This is a genomic window from Streptomyces sp. NPDC029138, from assembly GCF_055564375.1.
The window spans coordinates 13,041-27,711 of the sequence record NZ_JBVHWM010000059.1; the positions used below are offsets into that span (position 1 = coordinate 13,041).

Genomic DNA, 14,671 nt, shown 5'->3' on the forward strand with positions numbered 1-14,671 from the left:
CGGTGGGTGGATGCGGTCACTCCGTGGCCGACACTGAGCCTCGCTCTGAACGCACCTGTCCTCGGCCGAAGGCGTGCCCATGTGGTGCGTTCAGCCCCAGAACGGGAGGGCGGCGAAGGAGCCGCCCACCGGGCCGCGGGCGGCCTGGTCGATGAGGTTCTTGACCCGGGCGGCGGGTACCGGGTCGCCCGGGGCTTCCAGGAACCAGCGTTGCGCCTCCTCCTTGGTGAGTCCCTCGGGACGGTCTCCGAGGTAGGGCCGGACGTAGACAGGCGTGCCGGGCTCGCAGCGCCACGAGTCGGCGAGGGTGCCGATGTCCACGGCGTCGTAGCCCAGGACGCGCAGGAGAGCGGTGATCTCGGCCTTGGCGGCCGGGTCGTCGCCGGCCACGGGCAGGGCGCTGCGGTCCGGGGCGCCTACGGGACGGGCCCGGGTGAACAGCCGGCGGTGGTCCATGTTGTGGAGCGTCTTGACCAGCCGGGAGTCGGTCAGGTGGCGCTGGAGCAGCTCGGTGGAGGTCACTTCGGCACTGTCCAGTTCCGCGATGTGGCCATCGCGCTGCGGGTAGTAGTTCATCGTGTCGATCACGGTCTTCCCGGCCAGCGCGTCGGCGGGGAGCTTGTCGTAGGCGCTCATGGGGACGGTTGCCACCACCACGTCGCCTGCCTTCGCCGCCGCCTCCGTGGTGGCCGCGCGGGCGTGGTCGCCGAGTTCGGCGACCATGTCGGTGAGGGTCTCGGGGCCGCGCGAGTTGCTCATGACGACGTCGAGGCCGGCGGCGACGGCGAGGCGGGCGAGCGAGCGAGCCGCCGCGGCTCGGCGGGGACGAGGACGTCGTCGGCGCGTTCCAGAAGGTGACCGGTTGCCGGCGTGCCAAGTTGGTTCAGGGAGCGGCCCCTTCACCGGCCATCGGCTGTAACCGCTCCTTCCTCGGTGCGCTGGCGGCCGGCGGTCCGTCCCCGTACGACGGCGGCGACTCCCAGGCGTGCTTCGCGCACTTCCGTTCGCGGTACCGGGGCCCCAGGGATGCGCCGCCCTGAGGGGCGCGCTGTACCAGTGCCAGGAAGCGGGCTTCCTCAACACGGGCGTCGGACTCGGCTACAACACGTACGCCAACCCGTTCGTGTGCGAGCCCGCCGGCCGGCAGTCCGTACGGGAGAGGTGCACCGGCAGGGAGTTCATCGTCCCGAACGCGCCCCTCGCGGCTCTCCCGAAGCACGCCGACATCCCACTGGATCTCGGCACACCTTCCCGACGCGGGTTTCTGCACACCGGTTACTGCTGAGTGCCCCTCTCTTCGTGATGCGCGGAGGCTTCCGCGACCTGCCTGAGTGCCGATGCCGTGACGGGGTCACCGACCCTGGCGGGCTGGTCGTGGGTGTGACCTGCGGGGTGATCGTGGTGGAAGTGGGAGGCCGCGAGCCTGTCGCCGGGGCCCTGTGGCTCCGACGCGGTGTCCTGCGCTCCCGTGTCCTGTGCTCCCGTGGAAACAGGGCCAGGGAGCGCCGCGGCGGGCCGGGCCGTCTCGTCCTGGGCGTCTTGTCGGGGGCCGCGCGGCTGGGTCAGCCAGGCGACGGCCGCACCGGCGAGAGCCACGGGCCATTCGACCACCCCGGCGACGCCGAGCACTCCGGCACCGGTGTAGACCGCCATCCGGCGGCCGCGTGGAGAGATCGCTCCGACCCAGTCCAGCGCGCTGTCGGCGGCCCTGCTCACCTGCTCGGCTCCGGGCAGGCGGCGGAGCCCCGAACCGACGGCCCGCAACGGCTGAGGAAGGTCGGATGTGCTTGTCCCGTTCTGGCTCATGTCGAGCTCCTTCCGCGCGCCCTTCAAGGAGTGCGCACCCCGGGTTTCCCGATGTCATAGGGCGTATGCCAGGAAACGGCGGCGGGGCCGGCGGGTAACCGCCGCGTTCCACCGTGCCGCCGGTGCGGCGCGTTCCGAGCCGGGTTGGGGGAACTCGGTAGAGGTGGGCGAGGAGGTGGCCTCGTGGTCGGTGTGGGTCTGGGGCTGGACGAGGTGCTGCGGGCGGCGGAGGACGCCTCGCCCGTGGCGTCGGTCGACGTGGTCGCCCGGAACCTGGGGGAACGGTTCTCGGCGTGTGAGGTGGCGTTCTGGTTCGTCGACCTGATCGGGCAGGAGGCCGTACGGCTGCCCAGAGCCGGCGCGGGGGGCCAGGCACGGGGCGAGGCGGAGCGGGTTCCCCTGTCCGGCAGCGTGTACGACCGCGTGCTGCGCTCACAGCGCTTGTACCAGGAGGACAGCGGGGCGGGCGGGTGCCGGATGGTGGCGCCGGTGACGAACCGGGGCGACTGCATCGGCGTACTGGACCTGTCGGTGCCGTACGCGGACGACGCGGTCCGCGAGGCGGTGGCGCAGGCCGCGCACGCGCTGGCGTACATCGTGGTCACCGACCGCCGCTTCACCGACCTCTACCACTGGGGACGGCGTACCACAGCCGTGAGTCTGGCCGCGGAGATCCAGCACCAGCTGCTGCCGTCGGCGTCCTGCTGCGAGGCGGACCAGTTCGTCCTCGCCTGCGGTCTGATCCCGGCCGACGACATCGGCGGCGACACATACGACTTCGCCGTGGACCACGGCGCCCTGCACCTGTCGATCACCGACGCGATGGGTCATGACACCGCTTCCGCCCTGCTGGCCACGCTCGCGGTCAACGCCCTGCGCGGAGCGCGCCGGGCCGGGCACGGCGTGCTGGACCAGGCGCACGCCGCCCACGAGGCGCTCAGCGAGCACGCCCGCGGCATAGCCACCGGCCAGCTGCTGCGCGTCGTTCTGGAGACGGGCGTCTGCGACCTGGTCAACGCCGGCCACCCCTGGCCGCTGCGGCTGCGCGGCGCGCACGTCGAAGAACTCGCCGTCCGGGTCGACCTGCCGTTCGGCGTTCCCGTCCCGGTCAGCTACGAGGTGCAGCGACTCGACCTCGAGCCGGGCGACCGCCTGGTCCTGCTCACGGACGGCATGGAGCGCGACGGCACCGTCGATCTGCCGGCCCTCGTCCGCGACACCCGCGACGAACACCCCCGCGAAGCGGTCCGCGCCCTGACCGACGCGGTCCATGACGCGTACGGGGGCTCCCTGCCGGACGACGCCACCACCATGGTCCTGGACTGGCACGGCCGCTCCGGCCGCCGTCACAGTGACGGCGGCGCCGACATCCGGCCCGCCCCGGACGCGCGGACGGGTTGTCCACCGGAACAGGGCGTGCGCGACCGCGGTGGCGCGTGAGGCCGGCGGCCGGCGTTCTCGCTCACTGCGCGCGGTGCGGCTTGTGGCGGGCGACGCGCAGGCGGACCCGGGTGGGGAACCGGTCGGTGGCCGTGGAGCGACGGGCATGGTCGAGCGGGCCTTCGCACAGTGCGGAGAGGGTCTGGCGAGGGCTGCTGTGCGGGCCGAGCGTGAGGTCGATGCGGGCGCCGGGGTGGCGGGGTGTGCCGGTCAGCCGGGCTTGTGCCCGCTGGACGCCGGGCAGGGTGCGGGTCTCGGTGGCGATGGCGTCGCTGAGGGCGCGGTCGCGCAGTTCCACCCCCTCGGCCGGCGGTGTGCCGCCGACGGGGATGCCCCCGGGGTGCGGACGGCGCAGCTGAAGGACGAGCCACCCCAGCGCGAGGAGGGCGATCAGGGCCAGGGCGGCGATGACAGCGGGCCACCACCACCAACCCTGGTCACTCCAGCGGATCCGGTCGCTGGTGCTGAGCAGGACGTCCCCGGGCGCGGTCAGCGGCCAGCCCGCGGGGGGCGTGAGGCGCCATCGCCGGTAGACGTCGAATCCGGCGAAGAGGATCAGCAGGCCCCCGCCGAGCAGTATCAGCCCGGTCAGGCCCAGCAGGACGCGGTTGAGCCGGCTGTGCGCCGCGTGCGGATTCATGGCTTCGGCTCCCCTGCGTGGCTCTGGCTCTGCCGCGGCGGGCAGGGCTGTGTACCGGTCGTCATCGGGTTCGCCGCCGTACGCGCACGGCGATGCGCGGCGTGGGGGCCAGGTCGAGCTGGTCGCGTTCTTCCCGGAGGGCGGCCGTGAGGTCGTCCTGGACCTGGCGGGGGTCTCGGAAGCCGACGTCCGCGCGGGCCTTGATACGGCGGCGCCGGACCCGGACGCGTGCCGCGCTGACGCCGGGCACCTGCATCGCGGCGTCACGCAGCAGGACGGCGGCGCCGGCCCGGTCCAGGGTGACCCGCAGGCGCCGTGGGAGCAGCCCCCCGGGCGCCCGCACGGTCAGCGAGCGGCGCAGGCCGGGTGTGACCGCCAGGACGACGAGCGCCAGACCGACGGCGGAGGCGACGGCGGCTCCGGTGAGCATCCAGACGTCGTCCACGGGACGGGAGGCGAGTTCGTCCGCCAGCACCCGGCGCCAGAGCGCGGCGCGCCATCCGGCGCGCACGGCGACGACGTCGTACAGGGCGATGCCGGCGGCGGCCAGGACGACGAGGGCGACGAGCCCCGCGGGGACGCGTCGTGCGGACCAGACCCGCCGGGTACGGTGCGTCGCCGGCCCGTGCGCGGACTCGTGAGGCGCCGACGAGCCGTCGCCGGACCGCTCGACCGGGCTCGCGAAGTGATGCTCCGGCTGCCGGCCGGACTCGGCGGCGGGTCCTGCGTGGGAGGCCATGCCTTCCTCCTTGGTGCGCGGGTGCGGCGGGATCACTGGACCCGGTTCCGGCCCGGGCCCCGGGCGGGCAGCAGGCGCCGGACGGTCACCGTGACCTCGTGGACGGGCAGGCCGGTCAGCTCGCTCACCCGCCCGGCGACATCGCGCTGGATGCGTCGGGTCACGCCCGCGATGTCGGCCGGGTAGGGAAGGTCCAGGCTCAGGTGGACCCTCGCGCTGCCACCGCGGGTGGCTGCCGACGCGTCGGGCGCGGTGCCCTGACCGCCCGGCGGCAGAGCGGCCCGCTGTGCCTGGGCCGCGCGGGCCGCCCGGGCGGCGATGCGAGCCACCACGCGGTCGGGGATGACCGTGGCGCCGCGCTCGGCGGGCGGCGGAAGGCGCCCGCGTCCGGGGAGATCGGAGGCGTCCGGGGCGTCGGCGGGGTGGGGTTTCACCGCTGCCGCCGTCGCATGTCGATGTCGCCGCGTAGGACGAGGGCGACCAACAGTCCGATCCCGCCCAGGACAGCGACCAGGAGGAAGGCCCAGAAGCCTCCGAAGTAGCCGGCGAAGCCGAGAGCCATTCCGGCCGCCAGCCCGGCAATTGCTGTGTCCATCACTGCTCACCCGTCCAGGTCTGCCGCGCCCCGCGCCGTCGCCTCCGGGCGAGCCGGCGGCGACCGCCGGGCTCAGCTGACGCGGCCCTCCGGTGTCTCGGACTCGTCCTCGGGCAGATGCACGTCGTCGATGGTGAGGTTGACCTCGACGACCTCCAGTCCGGTCATCCGCTCGACGGCGGAGATGACGTTGGTGCGGACGTCCCCGGCGACGTCGACGATGGAGACGCCGTACTCCACGACGAGGTCCAGGTCCGCGGCGGCCTGCCGCTCCCCGACCTCCACCTTGACCCCGCGTGTCAGTCCGGTACCGCCGCCCGGGACGCGTTCACGGACCGCTCCTATGGCCCGCGCGACGCCCGCGCCCAGGTTGTGGACGCCCGGCACCTCGCGGGCGGCCATGCCCACGATCTTCGCCACCACGGTGTCCGCGATGGTGGTCTTTCCCCGTGTCTCGGCAGGAGCGTCGACGCCACTGCGCCCCTGCAATGTCGTGCTGTTCCTGGCGGACGGCCCGCCCGGGCCGTAGCCGCCGCGGTCGGATGCTGTGTCGGTCACGGCAATCGCCTCGATCGTCCCGCGGACATCGCAGTAATTCCTGTCTGACGTTGGACACGGCCACCGGAGGACCCCTCACTCCCGACCGGTGTGAGATGAATCACATTCTTCTCAAGCGGGTACACAGAGGACGGAACGCACGCCGGTCTCGGAGACGGCGGACGCCACACGCTCCGGGGCACGTGCCGGGAGCCGAAGATGACACACCAGGCCCAGTCGGCCTCACCAACGGCCGGTCCCCCCGACGCACTCCTGGCGGCACGGGCCCGGGAAGGCGACGAAGACGCCTTCACCACCCTGGTACGACGCCATGGACGCGGCCTGCTCATCCTGGCCACCCGCATGCTCGGCGACACACGCGACGCCGAGGAAGCCGTGCAGGACGCCCTCGTCAGCGCGTGGCGGCGGCTGCCCGAGTTCCGCTGCGAGGCCGCGTTCTCCACCTGGGTGTACCGGATCACCGTCAACCGCTGTCTGAACGCCCGGCGCCACCGGCTCCCGCCCCTCCCCCTCGAGGCGCTGCCCGACCCCGCCGCGGACGAAGCCCGCACCTCCCCCGGCCGGGCAGCCGAGGACAACGCCACCGCGGCCGCCCTGATGGCCGCGCTGGGCGAACTCGAAGCCGATCAGCGCGCCTGCTGGATCCTGCGGGAGGTGCACGGCCTGTCCTACGGGGAGATCGCCCACGCCACGGCCACGGGAGAGGACACCGTGCGAGGGAGGCTGTTTCGAGCACGCCGATCCCTGAAGGAGGCAATGGCGCCATGGCGCTAGCGGACCGGCTCCGCCACCGCCGCGACAATATCTGTGGTGGCAACATAAGAAATCGGCGCGGCGCGCGGTAAATATTCCTGCGACCACAGGGGATCCGGAATTATTTACCGCGCAGGGGCGACGCCGACGTGCTACTGTCGTCATCAGTTGCAGGTGTGGTTGCCAGAAGGTTTTTCCGACGGCTGATCATCACGGCGACACGGAATGCGCACAGGGCGTGTTCCTGGCTCCGTCCCCGAAGGAGAAACAAAATGGCTACTGGCACTGTGAAGTGGTTCAACGCGGAAAAGGGCTTCGGCTTCATCGAGCAGGACGGCGGCGGCCCCGACGTCTTCGCCCACTACTCGAACATCGCCGCCCAGGGCTTCCGCGAGCTGCTGGAAGGCCAGAAGGTGTCGTTCGACATCGCGCAGGGCCAGAAGGGCCCGACGGCCGAGAACATCGTTCCCGCCTGACGCACCGGCACAGACGCATACTTCGCAGCTGGGGCCCGCACCTTGGGGTGCGGGCCCCGGCTCGCTTTATTCCCAGGGTGATTCTGCCCTGTCATTTTCGGCTCGTTCTCGCGATTCTCTGCGCCGCTCATTCTGCTGCGGAAACTCCTTGATACGCGCCCGCATCGAGGAAGGTTCCGCATGAACCGCACCCGTACCACTCGCGCACGCACCAATCGCACGTACGACCGCTTCGGAGGAAGTGCCGCCACGGGCCGCTCCGGCGTTCCGCGCCGCTCCGACGGTTACGGAAACCGACAGCCCGCGCGGGGCGAGTTCGCGCTGCCGAAGACGGTCACGCCCGCCTTGCCCGCTGTCGAGTCGTTCGCCGATCTCGCCATGCCGGCGCCGTTGCTGACCACGCTCGGCCGGGAAGGCGTGACCGTACCGTTCCCGATCCAGGCGGCGACCCTGCCGAACTCCCTGGCCGGCCGTGACGTACTCGGTCGCGGCCGCACCGGGTCGGGCAAGACCCTCGCCTTCGGCCTCGCGGTGCTGGCCCGTACGGCGGGCCGGCGCGCCGAGCCGCGCCGACCACTGGCCCTGATCCTCGTCCCGACCCGTGAGCTGGCCCAGCAGGTCACCGACGCGCTCGCTCCCTACGCCCGCTCCGTGAGCCTGCGGCTCGCCACCGTGGTCGGCGGCATGTCCATCGGCAGGCAGGCCGGTGCGCTGCGCGCCGGCACGGAGGTGGTGGTCGCGACGCCCGGTCGACTCAAAGACCTCATCGACCGGGGCGACTGCCGGCTCGCCGACGTCGGCATCACCGTGCTCGACGAGGCCGATCAGATGACCGACATGGGCTTCATGCCCCAGGTCACCGCCCTGCTCGACCAGGTGCGCCCCGAGGGCCAGCGGATGCTGTTCTCGGCCACCCTGGACCGCAACGTCGACCTGCTGGTCCGCCGCTACCTGACCGACCCGGTGGTGCACTCCGTCGACCCGTCGGCCGGAGCCGTCACCACGATGGAGCACCACGTACTCCACGTCCACGACGCGGACAAGCACCGCACGACCACCGAGATCGCGGCCCGGGACGGCCGGGTCATCATGTTCCTGGACACCAAGCACGCCGTGGACCGGCTGACCAAGCACCTGCTGAACAGCGGTGTCCGCGCCGCGGCCCTGCACGGTGGCCGGTCCCAGCCGCAGCGCACCCGCACCCTCGCCCAGTTCAAGGACGGTCACGTCACCGTCCTGGTGGCCACCAACGTCGCGGCCCGCGGCATCCACGTCGACAGCCTCGACCTGGTCGTCAACGTGGATCCGCCCAGCGACCACAAGGACTATCTGCACCGTGGCGGCCGTACGGCCCGCGCCGGGGAGTCCGGCAGCGTCGTCACCCTGGTGACCCCCGCCCAGCGCCGGGGCATGACCCGGCTGATGGCGTCGGCCGGCATCACCCCGCACGTCACCCCGGTCCGCTCGGGCGAGGCGGAGCTGAGCCGCATCACCGGCGCCCAGGCGCCCTCCGGCGTCCCGGTGGTCATCACCGCGCCCGTCGTGGAACGCACCCGCCGGACGTCCTCGCCCTCCCGCAACCGCCGGGGCCGCGCCGGCCAGGGCCGGCCCGTCGGCGCCGGGGTGGGGCGCAGGGCACAGCGGCGGCCCGGGAACGAGTCGGCTGCTTAGTCCGGCGCGGGCAGTCACCGAGCCGGCCGGCCCCTACCGAAGGAGACACCCTTGACACCCTCGACGTCAGCGCGGACGCAGTACCGCATGCCGGACCCCGCCCCCGTGACCGCGACCGTGGCCGAGGACATCGAGGGGCACGGGCCTCGGGTGTCCGACGACATGACCGTCGAGGTGGCGCTGGCCGTCATGGCGGGTGCCCGGGTCGCGTACCTGACCGTGTGCGACGGGGACGACCAGAGCACGGGTCTGGTCACCCAGGTCCGGCTCGCCGTTCTCCGCGACAGTTCCACGTACACCGACCGCGTCCGTCTGCGGGACGTCCTCGACGGATCGCCGCCCTCGCCCGGCGCCCGCCCCGGCGGCGCCGGCGGGCACGGCCGGGTTCCGGGCGTACTCGCCCTCTCGCGCTGATCCGCCTCGCCCCGGGCAGCCCGTTCTCCCCCTCCCCGCGACTTCTCCCCTGTGAGGCATCATGCGCTGTGTCATCGCCCGGTACCCGTTCGACCTGACCAGAACCGGGGTGCTGGCCTCGATGAAGGGCGTCAGGCCCGAACTCGTCACGGGTGAGTCCGTGACCATCGGCCGCCGCCGCTACCCCGTCAAGCAGGTGGGCCGGGTCATCACGCGCCAGGACCCCCGTGACTTCACCGCCGGCGAAGTCACCCGGGCCATGGCGCGCCTCGGCTTCACCTGCCACGACCGCCCCGATGCCGCGCCCGTGGGCGTGACCGTGGGCGTGACCGGTCTGACTCCGCTCCACACCGCGTCGGCACTGCTCGGCGGCAGCGGCCCCGTGGCCGTATGAGGACGGGCGGGAGACCGCCCTCAGGATTCCGGTGGGGGTTCTGCCGACACGCGTCGGCAGGACCCCCACCGCTGTGTCGCCGTCCGCTCGGAAACCGCCGGCCGGGCGACGGGGCGGAGCCGGCGTCTCACCGGTCGAAGTAGCTGAGATCGCCTACGGTCCAGGCGCTGACGTCCTTGATCGCGACCCGGTACATGCCGCCCGTCTCCGGGATGCCGAGGCTTCCCTGCAAGATCCGGGCGAGATGGAAGTGCAGATGCGTGGGCGCCTCGCCGCGAACGGGAGGGTTCCCTCGGGGGCCGCCGGCGAAGACGTCCGCGAACGGGCCGAGACGGTCCGAGTCCTTCAGGACCTCCGCCACTCGCTCCCTCCACACGGCCTCGGGAGCCAGCCGGCCGGTGATGACGGCGCCGCCGACGACCACGGTCAGCGACATCTGATTGCTTCGCTCGGACTCCACCGCGGTGGAGATGGCGACGAGCAGCTCATCAGGGTTCGACATGACAGCAGAGCTTATGCGGCCCGCCCGCGCCGGAACCCCCCGCGGTGCGCAAAGCGGTCGCACAGGCGGCGGGAGACGGCTCCCCACCCACCGCCGAGGGCCGATTTCGACAGGTGTCTTGCTCCGCCGGAAGGATGAAATCTACTGTGACGAGAGTAGACATCGTTCTGGCGTGGGTACGCTTCCTCACGTAGACACGGTCGAACGAAACTCGCCAGACACGAACTGGCGGGTGGCTGAACACGAAGGTGCAGGTCAAGAGGAACGGAGGAGCAGACGCCATCAGGATCGCCCGGTCCGAGAAGCACTCGGACCGGGTACCGCAAGACCCCGGATTGGATGGTGGTCCCCGGTCACGCAGCTGCGATCCCCCGCTGGGCCCTGCCGGGCCGGACAGCGCAAACAGAAGGTCGGCACAGCATGAGGGCCGACAGATGGTGTTGAATTTCCTTCGGGGCCCTGGTGCCGTACGGCACCAGGGCCCCTCGACGCGTTGCACAGCGAGGTGACATGACATCGGACAACCCTCTGAATGATCGTCTGGACGACGACGACTACCCCGCGTACACGATGGGCCGGGCAGCCGAGATGCTGGGCACCACCCCGGCCTTCCTCCGAGCCATCGGTGAGGCTCGCCTGATCACTCCGCTCCGCTCGGAGGGAGGACATCGCCGGTACTCCCGCTACCAACTGCGGGTCGCCGCTCGCGCCCGCGAGCTCGTCGACAAGGGGACCCCCATCGAGGCCGCGTGCCGCATCGTCATCCTCGAGGACCAGCTGGAGGAAGCGCAGCGCATCAACGCCGAGTACCGCCGCGCGGCCAGCGAATCGGCGGGCAAGTGACTGCCGGACACCCCGCCGAGGCGTACACCAGCGTCTGTGTCCGGACGCGTCACATGCTCCCCACGTGATGGATTCGGTGGCGTCACCCTGTCGGTCACCGAGACGTGGCGAGCGCTCAACCGGCAGAGGAACCAGGGCGCCGAGCGAGACCGGCAAGCAGGTCGCACAGGTCATCCGGCCGGGTGCGAGGGCGTGAAGCCGGCGGACCCGCCGAGGTGGAACGCGGAGCCCGAGAGCACCGGAGTCTGTGCGACCACATCGACCAGTCGCTCACCGACACGGCCCCCGGTCGAGGGCGTAGCGCCAGGGCGGTGGCTTCGTGGGCGCGTGCCGTCTGCGTCAGTGTGGCTCAGTTCCGGCTCACGCGTGCCGCGCGTGGCGGACCGGGTGTCCCGCGGTGGCCGCACCGCGCAGTCGCCAGGCCGCGGCCAGCACCAGCGCGCCGCTGATCAGGGCGTAGACCCCGATGACCTGGGTGATGGCTGTCGCGCCCACGTCCGGACGGGCCCAGACCAGCACTCCGGCGGCGACCGACACGGCGCCGGCCAGGAACAGCACCCACTCATGGTGCAGTTCGTGCCGGAAGCGCACCGCCGCCCAGATCTCCGCGACGCCGGTGACCACGGCCCAGGCGCCGATCAGCGCGGCCAGGGCCAGGGCGGTGACGCCGGGCCAGGCGATGGTGATCACACCGGCGCCGATGCCCAGGACGCCACCGATCGCGTGCGCCGCGCGATGGGCCCTGTCCCCTTGCCGGCGGAAGGCACTCGCCAGGAGGGCAAGGCCGTCGGCAAGCGCGTACACACCGAAGAGCAGGGCCAGCGCGAGCACGGTCACCCCCGGCCACACCAGTGCCACGACCCCGAACAGCAGGGCCGCCGTCCCCCGCGCCACCAGCGTCCACATCAGCTGCCGCCGCACACCATCACCCCTTCGTCCGATCAACAGATCCGTGCCGGGTACCCCGCCGAAGGCGCACCTCGACCGAGGGAGCCGCGTCCCGATACGACGCCGCTCGCAAGATGACCGAACTCGGCGTCGGCGCGCTCCCATTTCCGTCCGTATTACGGAAATCGCGCTTGAGTGCTCGCTTGGCCTTTTCCTTGGCCTCACGCGTGTTACCGGTGCTCTTCTCCGCCTGTCCGCGGCGTACCGCTGGTTCCCCCGCATTTCCTTCACAAACAAGGTGTCTTCGAGGAATGTGGGAACCATCCGAGGGCAAACGGTGGGGCAGGAGGTCGATAACTATGGTTCCCTTGCTTCTTGTTCTGCTCCTCGCGCTGATTCTCTTCGGCGCCGGATTCGCCATCAAGGTTCTCTGGTGGGTCGCCGTCGCGGTCCTGGTGCTCTGGCTGCTCGGCTTCGTCATGCGCTCCACCACCACCGGCGGTGGCCGCGGGCGTTGGTACCGATGGTGACCTGACCCACACCCCTTCCACGCGCGGGGATCGGCTGCGTCCCAGCCGATCCCCGCACGCGTGCCCTGACCTATGCGACGGTCGGGGGCGAGGGTGGCTGAAAGCATGCCGTGACGTCCTTCCCGTAGGGGCAGCGGTGGATCTCCAGGGTGTCGGCCAGAGCATCGACCAGGAGCAGACCGCGTCCTCCCGGTGAATCGGCTCCGGGGTGACGCTGCTCCGGCAGCCGAGGAGAGGCGTCGTGGACGGTGACGTGCAGACACGTCTGGTCCCAGGTGAGGATCAGCTGTGCTGCGCTGTGGGCGTGCACATGGGCGTTGGTGACCAGCTCGGACACCGTCAACAGCACCGAGTCCACCAGGTCCGGCGCCGTATGGGTCCAGCCGAGCGCCGCCAGATGCGCACGCGTCCAGTCCCGGGCCGCCTTCACCCCGCTGCTGATCGGCAACGAGCGCGCCCAACCCACCGCCCTCACCGAGGAATCGTCGGCCATTTTCTCCTCCTTCAACCGTCCTTCTACCGTCCCGCCGGTGCTTCCCACGTGTGCCCCGGATCCGCGGAGAAGAGCACGCGCGTCCGTGTCCGCGGTCTCCGGTCCTGGGAGTACCTACGGGATGAAGGGGTAGGCGCGGGACGACGTCAACCGCTTCCGGTTGGCGGTGGCGGACGGTTCGATCTCGGGAGGGGAACAACATGGCGCTCACCAGCACCACGGCAGCCGATACGCACACCACCGAGCTGCCCGAAGTCGCCGAGCCTGCCCAGGTGACGCCCAAGGACGCCCGGGAGCTTTCGCGGCTGTTCTTCGAGCAGCTGGCGGTCCTGGAGGAGGGCACCCAGGAGTACAGCTACGCCCGCAACACGCTGATCGAGATGAACATGTCCCTGGTCCGCTACGCGGCCGGCCGGTTCCGCAGCCGTGGACCGGAGGAGATGGAGGACATCGTCCAGGTCGGCATGATCGGCCTGATCAAGGCGATCGACCGGTTCGAGCTGTCGCGGGAGGCGGAGTTCACCTCCTTCGCCATTCCCTACATCGTCGGCGAGATCAAGCGGTTCTTCCGCGACACCACCTGGGCCGTCCATGTGCCCCGCCGTCTCCAGGAAGCCCGCGTCCAACTCGCCCGGGCCACGGAGGAACTGCGCAGCCGGCTGGGCCGCACCCCGACCGACCAGGAACTGTCGGAGCTGATGAGCCTGTCCCAGGACGAGGTCCGCGAGGCCCGCCTGGCCGCCAACGGCTACAACTCCTCCTCCCTGGACGCCACGATCAACGGCAGCGAGGCCGGCGAAGCGGCACTGCAAGACTTCATCGGCGCCGAGGACACGGCCCTGGAGCTGGTGGAGGACTTCCACGCCCTGGCTCCCCTCATCGCCGAACTCGACGAGAGGGACCGGCAGATCATCCACATGCGCTTCGTGGAGGAACTCACCCAGGCCCAGATCGGCGAACGCCTCGGTGTCTCCCAGATGCACGTCTCCCGACTGCTGTCCCGCTGCCTGACCCGCCTGCGCGAGGGAATGCTCAGCACCCGCTGAAGACACCGCCCGGTTGGTCATCTCGCGCTGTGCCGGCACTCGGCAGGCCGCCGGTCACACCACGTCCGGCTGCCAGATGACCCGGTCGGGGCGGACGTGGGCGGTGGGTGACAGCTTGTACGAGCCCGCGTCGGCGTCCTCGGCGAACACCCAGCCGGCCGCCTGGTAGGCGAAGGGGGCTTCCCCCCGGGCCACGGCGCACTGCCCGGGCTCCGTGACGACCGTCTCCCCTGCCGGGACGTCGAGGAGGCGGGTGCTCGGCGCCTTCGGGCACGGGTGGAACGCGGTGGCCTGTACGTACTCCAGGCGGACCTTGACCTTCGCCGCCTCGCGCCCGTGGTTGGCGATCTCGAGGGCGAGGGAGACACGCTCCGCTTCGACGCGTGCGCACGCTCTCCACACCACCGCGCCCGGCCCTGCGAACGGGGCGCTGCACCGGCTGTCCTCGCCCAGGCCCCCCTTCTCCAGTCCCGGGGACTCCGACGGGACCACCCCCGCTCCCCCCACGCCGGCCGACGGAGAGGACTCGGGGGCGGCGTCGCCAGGGTTGTTCCGCGCCGGCAAGGCCGCTCGGAGTTTCCGTACCGGTACGGCGTTGCAGGCGTCACCGGACTTCTTCCGCCACCCCTTGTGCTCCATCAACTGCTTCTGCAACTGGTCGACTCGGCCGGCAAGTCGCATGAGGTGGGCCGCTTCGGAGCCGTGCAATCGCAGCACTCGCACGATTTCCTCGCTCAGCCCGACGCCGGGCAGAGCTGCCTGTCCCAACAAGTCCCGGGGCTGGGAGAAGGCCCGCGCGTACTGATCGGCCCGATCCGTCTCCGAGGCGCGCGCACCGAACGCGACAGGGGTGCCGGCTCCTGCCCTCTTCCGGTCGAAGCGC

The 14,671-nt window shown here is 71.5% G+C and carries 20 protein-coding genes and 1 pseudogene; 10 read left to right on the top strand and 11 right to left on the bottom strand.

Going from position 1 to position 14,671, the window contains the following annotated elements; genetic code table 11:
- Nucleotides 1-90: 90 nt before the first annotated feature.
- Nucleotides 91-801, bottom strand: a pseudogene (locus tag ACZ4WH_RS33060) (NADPH-dependent F420 reductase); the annotation flags it as partial.
- A gap of 184 nt (nt 802-985) precedes the next feature.
- Between ACZ4WH_RS33060 and ACZ4WH_RS33065 the strand changes: the two are divergent.
- Nucleotides 986-1,285: a hypothetical protein gene (locus tag ACZ4WH_RS33065; RefSeq protein WP_468187783.1), complete on the top strand. Its 300-nt coding sequence runs from the start codon at nt 986-988 to the stop codon at nt 1,283-1,285.
- Here the strand turns inward: ACZ4WH_RS33065 and ACZ4WH_RS33070 are convergent.
- Nucleotides 1,276-1,806: a hypothetical protein gene (locus tag ACZ4WH_RS33070; protein WP_468187785.1), complete on the bottom strand. Its 531-nt coding sequence runs from the start codon at nt 1,804-1,806 to the stop codon at nt 1,276-1,278. The two genes, ACZ4WH_RS33065 and ACZ4WH_RS33070, sit on opposite strands and share 10 nt — an antisense overlap.
- 183 nt (nt 1,807-1,989) lie before the next feature.
- Here ACZ4WH_RS33070 and ACZ4WH_RS33075 point away from each other — a divergent pair, with 183 nt between their 5' ends.
- Nucleotides 1,990-3,246, top strand: a complete 1,257-nt coding sequence (locus ACZ4WH_RS33075) for a PP2C family protein-serine/threonine phosphatase (protein WP_468187787.1) — start codon at nt 1,990-1,992, stop codon at nt 3,244-3,246.
- A 22-nt stretch (nt 3,247-3,268) separates the two neighbouring features.
- Here ACZ4WH_RS33075 and ACZ4WH_RS33080 read toward each other — a convergent pair whose 3' ends face one another.
- The 5 genes from ACZ4WH_RS33080 to ACZ4WH_RS33100 form a co-directional block, all read right to left on the bottom strand.
- Nucleotides 3,269-3,886 (bottom strand): alkaline shock response membrane anchor protein AmaP, encoded by a 618-nt coding sequence (locus ACZ4WH_RS33080; protein WP_468187789.1) that lies wholly within the window; start codon nt 3,884-3,886, stop codon nt 3,269-3,271.
- Between the two features lie 61 nt (nt 3,887-3,947).
- Nucleotides 3,948-4,625: a DUF6286 domain-containing protein gene (locus ACZ4WH_RS33085; protein ID WP_468187791.1), complete on the bottom strand. Its 678-nt coding sequence runs from the start codon at nt 4,623-4,625 to the stop codon at nt 3,948-3,950.
- A gap of 32 nt (nt 4,626-4,657) precedes the next feature.
- Entirely contained in the window at nt 4,658-5,059 is a 402-nt protein-coding gene (locus ACZ4WH_RS33090) for an Asp23/Gls24 family envelope stress response protein (protein WP_468187793.1), read from the bottom strand.
- A complete protein-coding gene (locus tag ACZ4WH_RS33095; RefSeq protein WP_468187795.1) occupies nt 5,056-5,220 on the bottom strand; it encodes a hypothetical protein in 165 nt (54 codons plus the stop codon). The genes ACZ4WH_RS33090 and ACZ4WH_RS33095 overlap by 4 nt, the downstream gene beginning before the upstream one ends.
- Before the next feature lie 72 nt (nt 5,221-5,292).
- Nucleotides 5,293-5,778 (bottom strand): Asp23/Gls24 family envelope stress response protein, encoded by a 486-nt coding sequence (locus ACZ4WH_RS33100; protein WP_468187796.1) that lies wholly within the window; start codon nt 5,776-5,778, stop codon nt 5,293-5,295.
- Nucleotides 5,779-5,976: 198 nt separating this feature from the next.
- On the opposite strand from ACZ4WH_RS33100, the gene ACZ4WH_RS33105 reads away from it, so the two are divergent.
- The 5 genes from ACZ4WH_RS33105 to ACZ4WH_RS33125 all read left to right on the top strand — a co-directional run bounded on the left by ACZ4WH_RS33105 (nt 5,977) and on the right by ACZ4WH_RS33125 (nt 9,486).
- A complete protein-coding gene (locus tag ACZ4WH_RS33105; protein WP_468187798.1) occupies nt 5,977-6,552 on the top strand; it encodes an RNA polymerase sigma factor in 576 nt (191 codons plus the stop codon).
- A gap of 251 nt (nt 6,553-6,803) precedes the next feature.
- The gene (locus tag ACZ4WH_RS33110) at nt 6,804-7,007 is read left to right on the top strand and encodes a cold-shock protein (RefSeq protein ID WP_030342329.1); all 204 of its coding nucleotides are present in this window, start codon (nt 6,804-6,806) and stop codon (nt 7,005-7,007) included.
- 180 nt (nt 7,008-7,187) lie between these two features.
- The gene (locus tag ACZ4WH_RS33115; RefSeq protein ID WP_468187800.1) at nt 7,188-8,678 is read left to right on the top strand and encodes a DEAD/DEAH box helicase; all 1,491 of its coding nucleotides are present in this window, start codon (nt 7,188-7,190) and stop codon (nt 8,676-8,678) included.
- 87 nt (nt 8,679-8,765) lie between these two features.
- Nucleotides 8,766-9,092 (top strand): CBS domain-containing protein, encoded by a 327-nt coding sequence (locus ACZ4WH_RS33120; protein WP_468187877.1) that lies wholly within the window; start codon nt 8,766-8,768, stop codon nt 9,090-9,092.
- Between the two features lie 61 nt (nt 9,093-9,153).
- Nucleotides 9,154-9,486, top strand: coding sequence for an SCO5918 family protein (locus ACZ4WH_RS33125; RefSeq protein WP_468187802.1), 333 nt, complete (start codon nt 9,154-9,156; stop codon nt 9,484-9,486).
- A 127-nt stretch (nt 9,487-9,613) separates the two neighbouring features.
- Here ACZ4WH_RS33125 and ACZ4WH_RS33130 read toward each other — a convergent pair whose 3' ends face one another.
- Complete coding sequence (locus ACZ4WH_RS33130; RefSeq protein WP_468187804.1) at nt 9,614-9,988, bottom strand: hypothetical protein; 375 nt, start codon at nt 9,986-9,988, stop codon at nt 9,614-9,616.
- Between the two features lie 510 nt (nt 9,989-10,498).
- On the opposite strand from ACZ4WH_RS33130, the gene ACZ4WH_RS33135 reads away from it, so the two are divergent.
- Complete coding sequence (locus ACZ4WH_RS33135) at nt 10,499-10,831, top strand: MerR family transcriptional regulator (protein WP_468187806.1); 333 nt, start codon at nt 10,499-10,501, stop codon at nt 10,829-10,831.
- 360 nt (nt 10,832-11,191) lie between these two features.
- Here ACZ4WH_RS33135 and ACZ4WH_RS33140 read toward each other — a convergent pair whose 3' ends face one another.
- The gene (locus tag ACZ4WH_RS33140; RefSeq protein WP_468187808.1) at nt 11,192-11,752 is read right to left on the bottom strand and encodes an HdeD family acid-resistance protein; all 561 of its coding nucleotides are present in this window, start codon (nt 11,750-11,752) and stop codon (nt 11,192-11,194) included.
- 326 nt (nt 11,753-12,078) lie between these two features.
- On the opposite strand from ACZ4WH_RS33140, the gene ACZ4WH_RS33145 reads away from it, so the two are divergent.
- Nucleotides 12,079-12,249 carry a hydrophobic protein gene (locus tag ACZ4WH_RS33145; RefSeq protein ID WP_450753883.1) on the top strand — a complete coding sequence of 57 codons (171 nt, stop codon included), beginning with the start codon at nt 12,079-12,081 and terminating at the stop codon, nt 12,247-12,249.
- Nucleotides 12,250-12,319: 70 nt separating this feature from the next.
- On the opposite strand, the gene ACZ4WH_RS33150 is transcribed toward ACZ4WH_RS33145, so the two are convergent.
- Entirely contained in the window at nt 12,320-12,742 is a 423-nt protein-coding gene (locus ACZ4WH_RS33150; protein ID WP_468187811.1) for an ATP-binding protein, read from the bottom strand.
- 200 nt (nt 12,743-12,942) lie between these two features.
- Here ACZ4WH_RS33150 and ACZ4WH_RS33155 point away from each other — a divergent pair, with 200 nt between their 5' ends.
- Complete coding sequence (locus tag ACZ4WH_RS33155; RefSeq protein ID WP_468187813.1) at nt 12,943-13,788, top strand: RNA polymerase sigma factor SigF; 846 nt, start codon at nt 12,943-12,945, stop codon at nt 13,786-13,788.
- 54 nt (nt 13,789-13,842) lie between these two features.
- On the opposite strand, the gene ACZ4WH_RS33160 is transcribed toward ACZ4WH_RS33155, so the two are convergent.
- Nucleotides 13,843-14,511 carry a hypothetical protein gene (locus ACZ4WH_RS33160; RefSeq protein WP_468187815.1) on the bottom strand — a complete coding sequence of 223 codons (669 nt, stop codon included), beginning with the start codon at nt 14,509-14,511 and terminating at the stop codon, nt 13,843-13,845.
- Between the last annotated feature and the right edge of the window lie 160 nt (nt 14,512-14,671).

Coding starts and splice junctions, on each gene's coding strand:
- ACZ4WH_RS33070 (WP_468187785.1), bottom strand. CDS start 1,806: ATGAGCCAGAACGGGACAAGCACATCCGACCTTCCTCAGCCGTTGCGG.
- ACZ4WH_RS33080 (WP_468187789.1), bottom strand. CDS start 3,886: ATGAATCCGCACGCGGCGCACAGCCGGCTCAACCGCGTCCTGCTGGGC.
- ACZ4WH_RS33085 (WP_468187791.1), bottom strand. CDS start 4,625: ATGGCCTCCCACGCAGGACCCGCCGCCGAGTCCGGCCGGCAGCCGGAG.
- ACZ4WH_RS33095 (WP_468187795.1), bottom strand. CDS start 5,220: ATGGACACAGCAATTGCCGGGCTGGCGGCCGGAATGGCTCTCGGCTTC.
- ACZ4WH_RS33105 (WP_468187798.1), top strand. CDS start 5,977: ATGACACACCAGGCCCAGTCGGCCTCACCAACGGCCGGTCCCCCCGAC.
- ACZ4WH_RS33110 (WP_030342329.1), top strand. CDS start 6,804: ATGGCTACTGGCACTGTGAAGTGGTTCAACGCGGAAAAGGGCTTCGGC.
- ACZ4WH_RS33115 (WP_468187800.1), top strand. CDS start 7,188: ATGAACCGCACCCGTACCACTCGCGCACGCACCAATCGCACGTACGAC.
- ACZ4WH_RS33120 (WP_468187877.1), top strand. CDS start 8,766: ATGCCGGACCCCGCCCCCGTGACCGCGACCGTGGCCGAGGACATCGAG.
- ACZ4WH_RS33125 (WP_468187802.1), top strand. CDS start 9,154: ATGCGCTGTGTCATCGCCCGGTACCCGTTCGACCTGACCAGAACCGGG.
- ACZ4WH_RS33130 (WP_468187804.1), bottom strand. CDS start 9,988: ATGTCGAACCCTGATGAGCTGCTCGTCGCCATCTCCACCGCGGTGGAG.
- ACZ4WH_RS33135 (WP_468187806.1), top strand. CDS start 10,499: ATGACATCGGACAACCCTCTGAATGATCGTCTGGACGACGACGACTAC.
- ACZ4WH_RS33145 (WP_450753883.1), top strand. CDS start 12,079: ATGGTTCCCTTGCTTCTTGTTCTGCTCCTCGCGCTGATTCTCTTCGGC.
- ACZ4WH_RS33150 (WP_468187811.1), bottom strand. CDS start 12,742: ATGGCCGACGATTCCTCGGTGAGGGCGGTGGGTTGGGCGCGCTCGTTG.
- ACZ4WH_RS33155 (WP_468187813.1), top strand. CDS start 12,943: ATGGCGCTCACCAGCACCACGGCAGCCGATACGCACACCACCGAGCTG.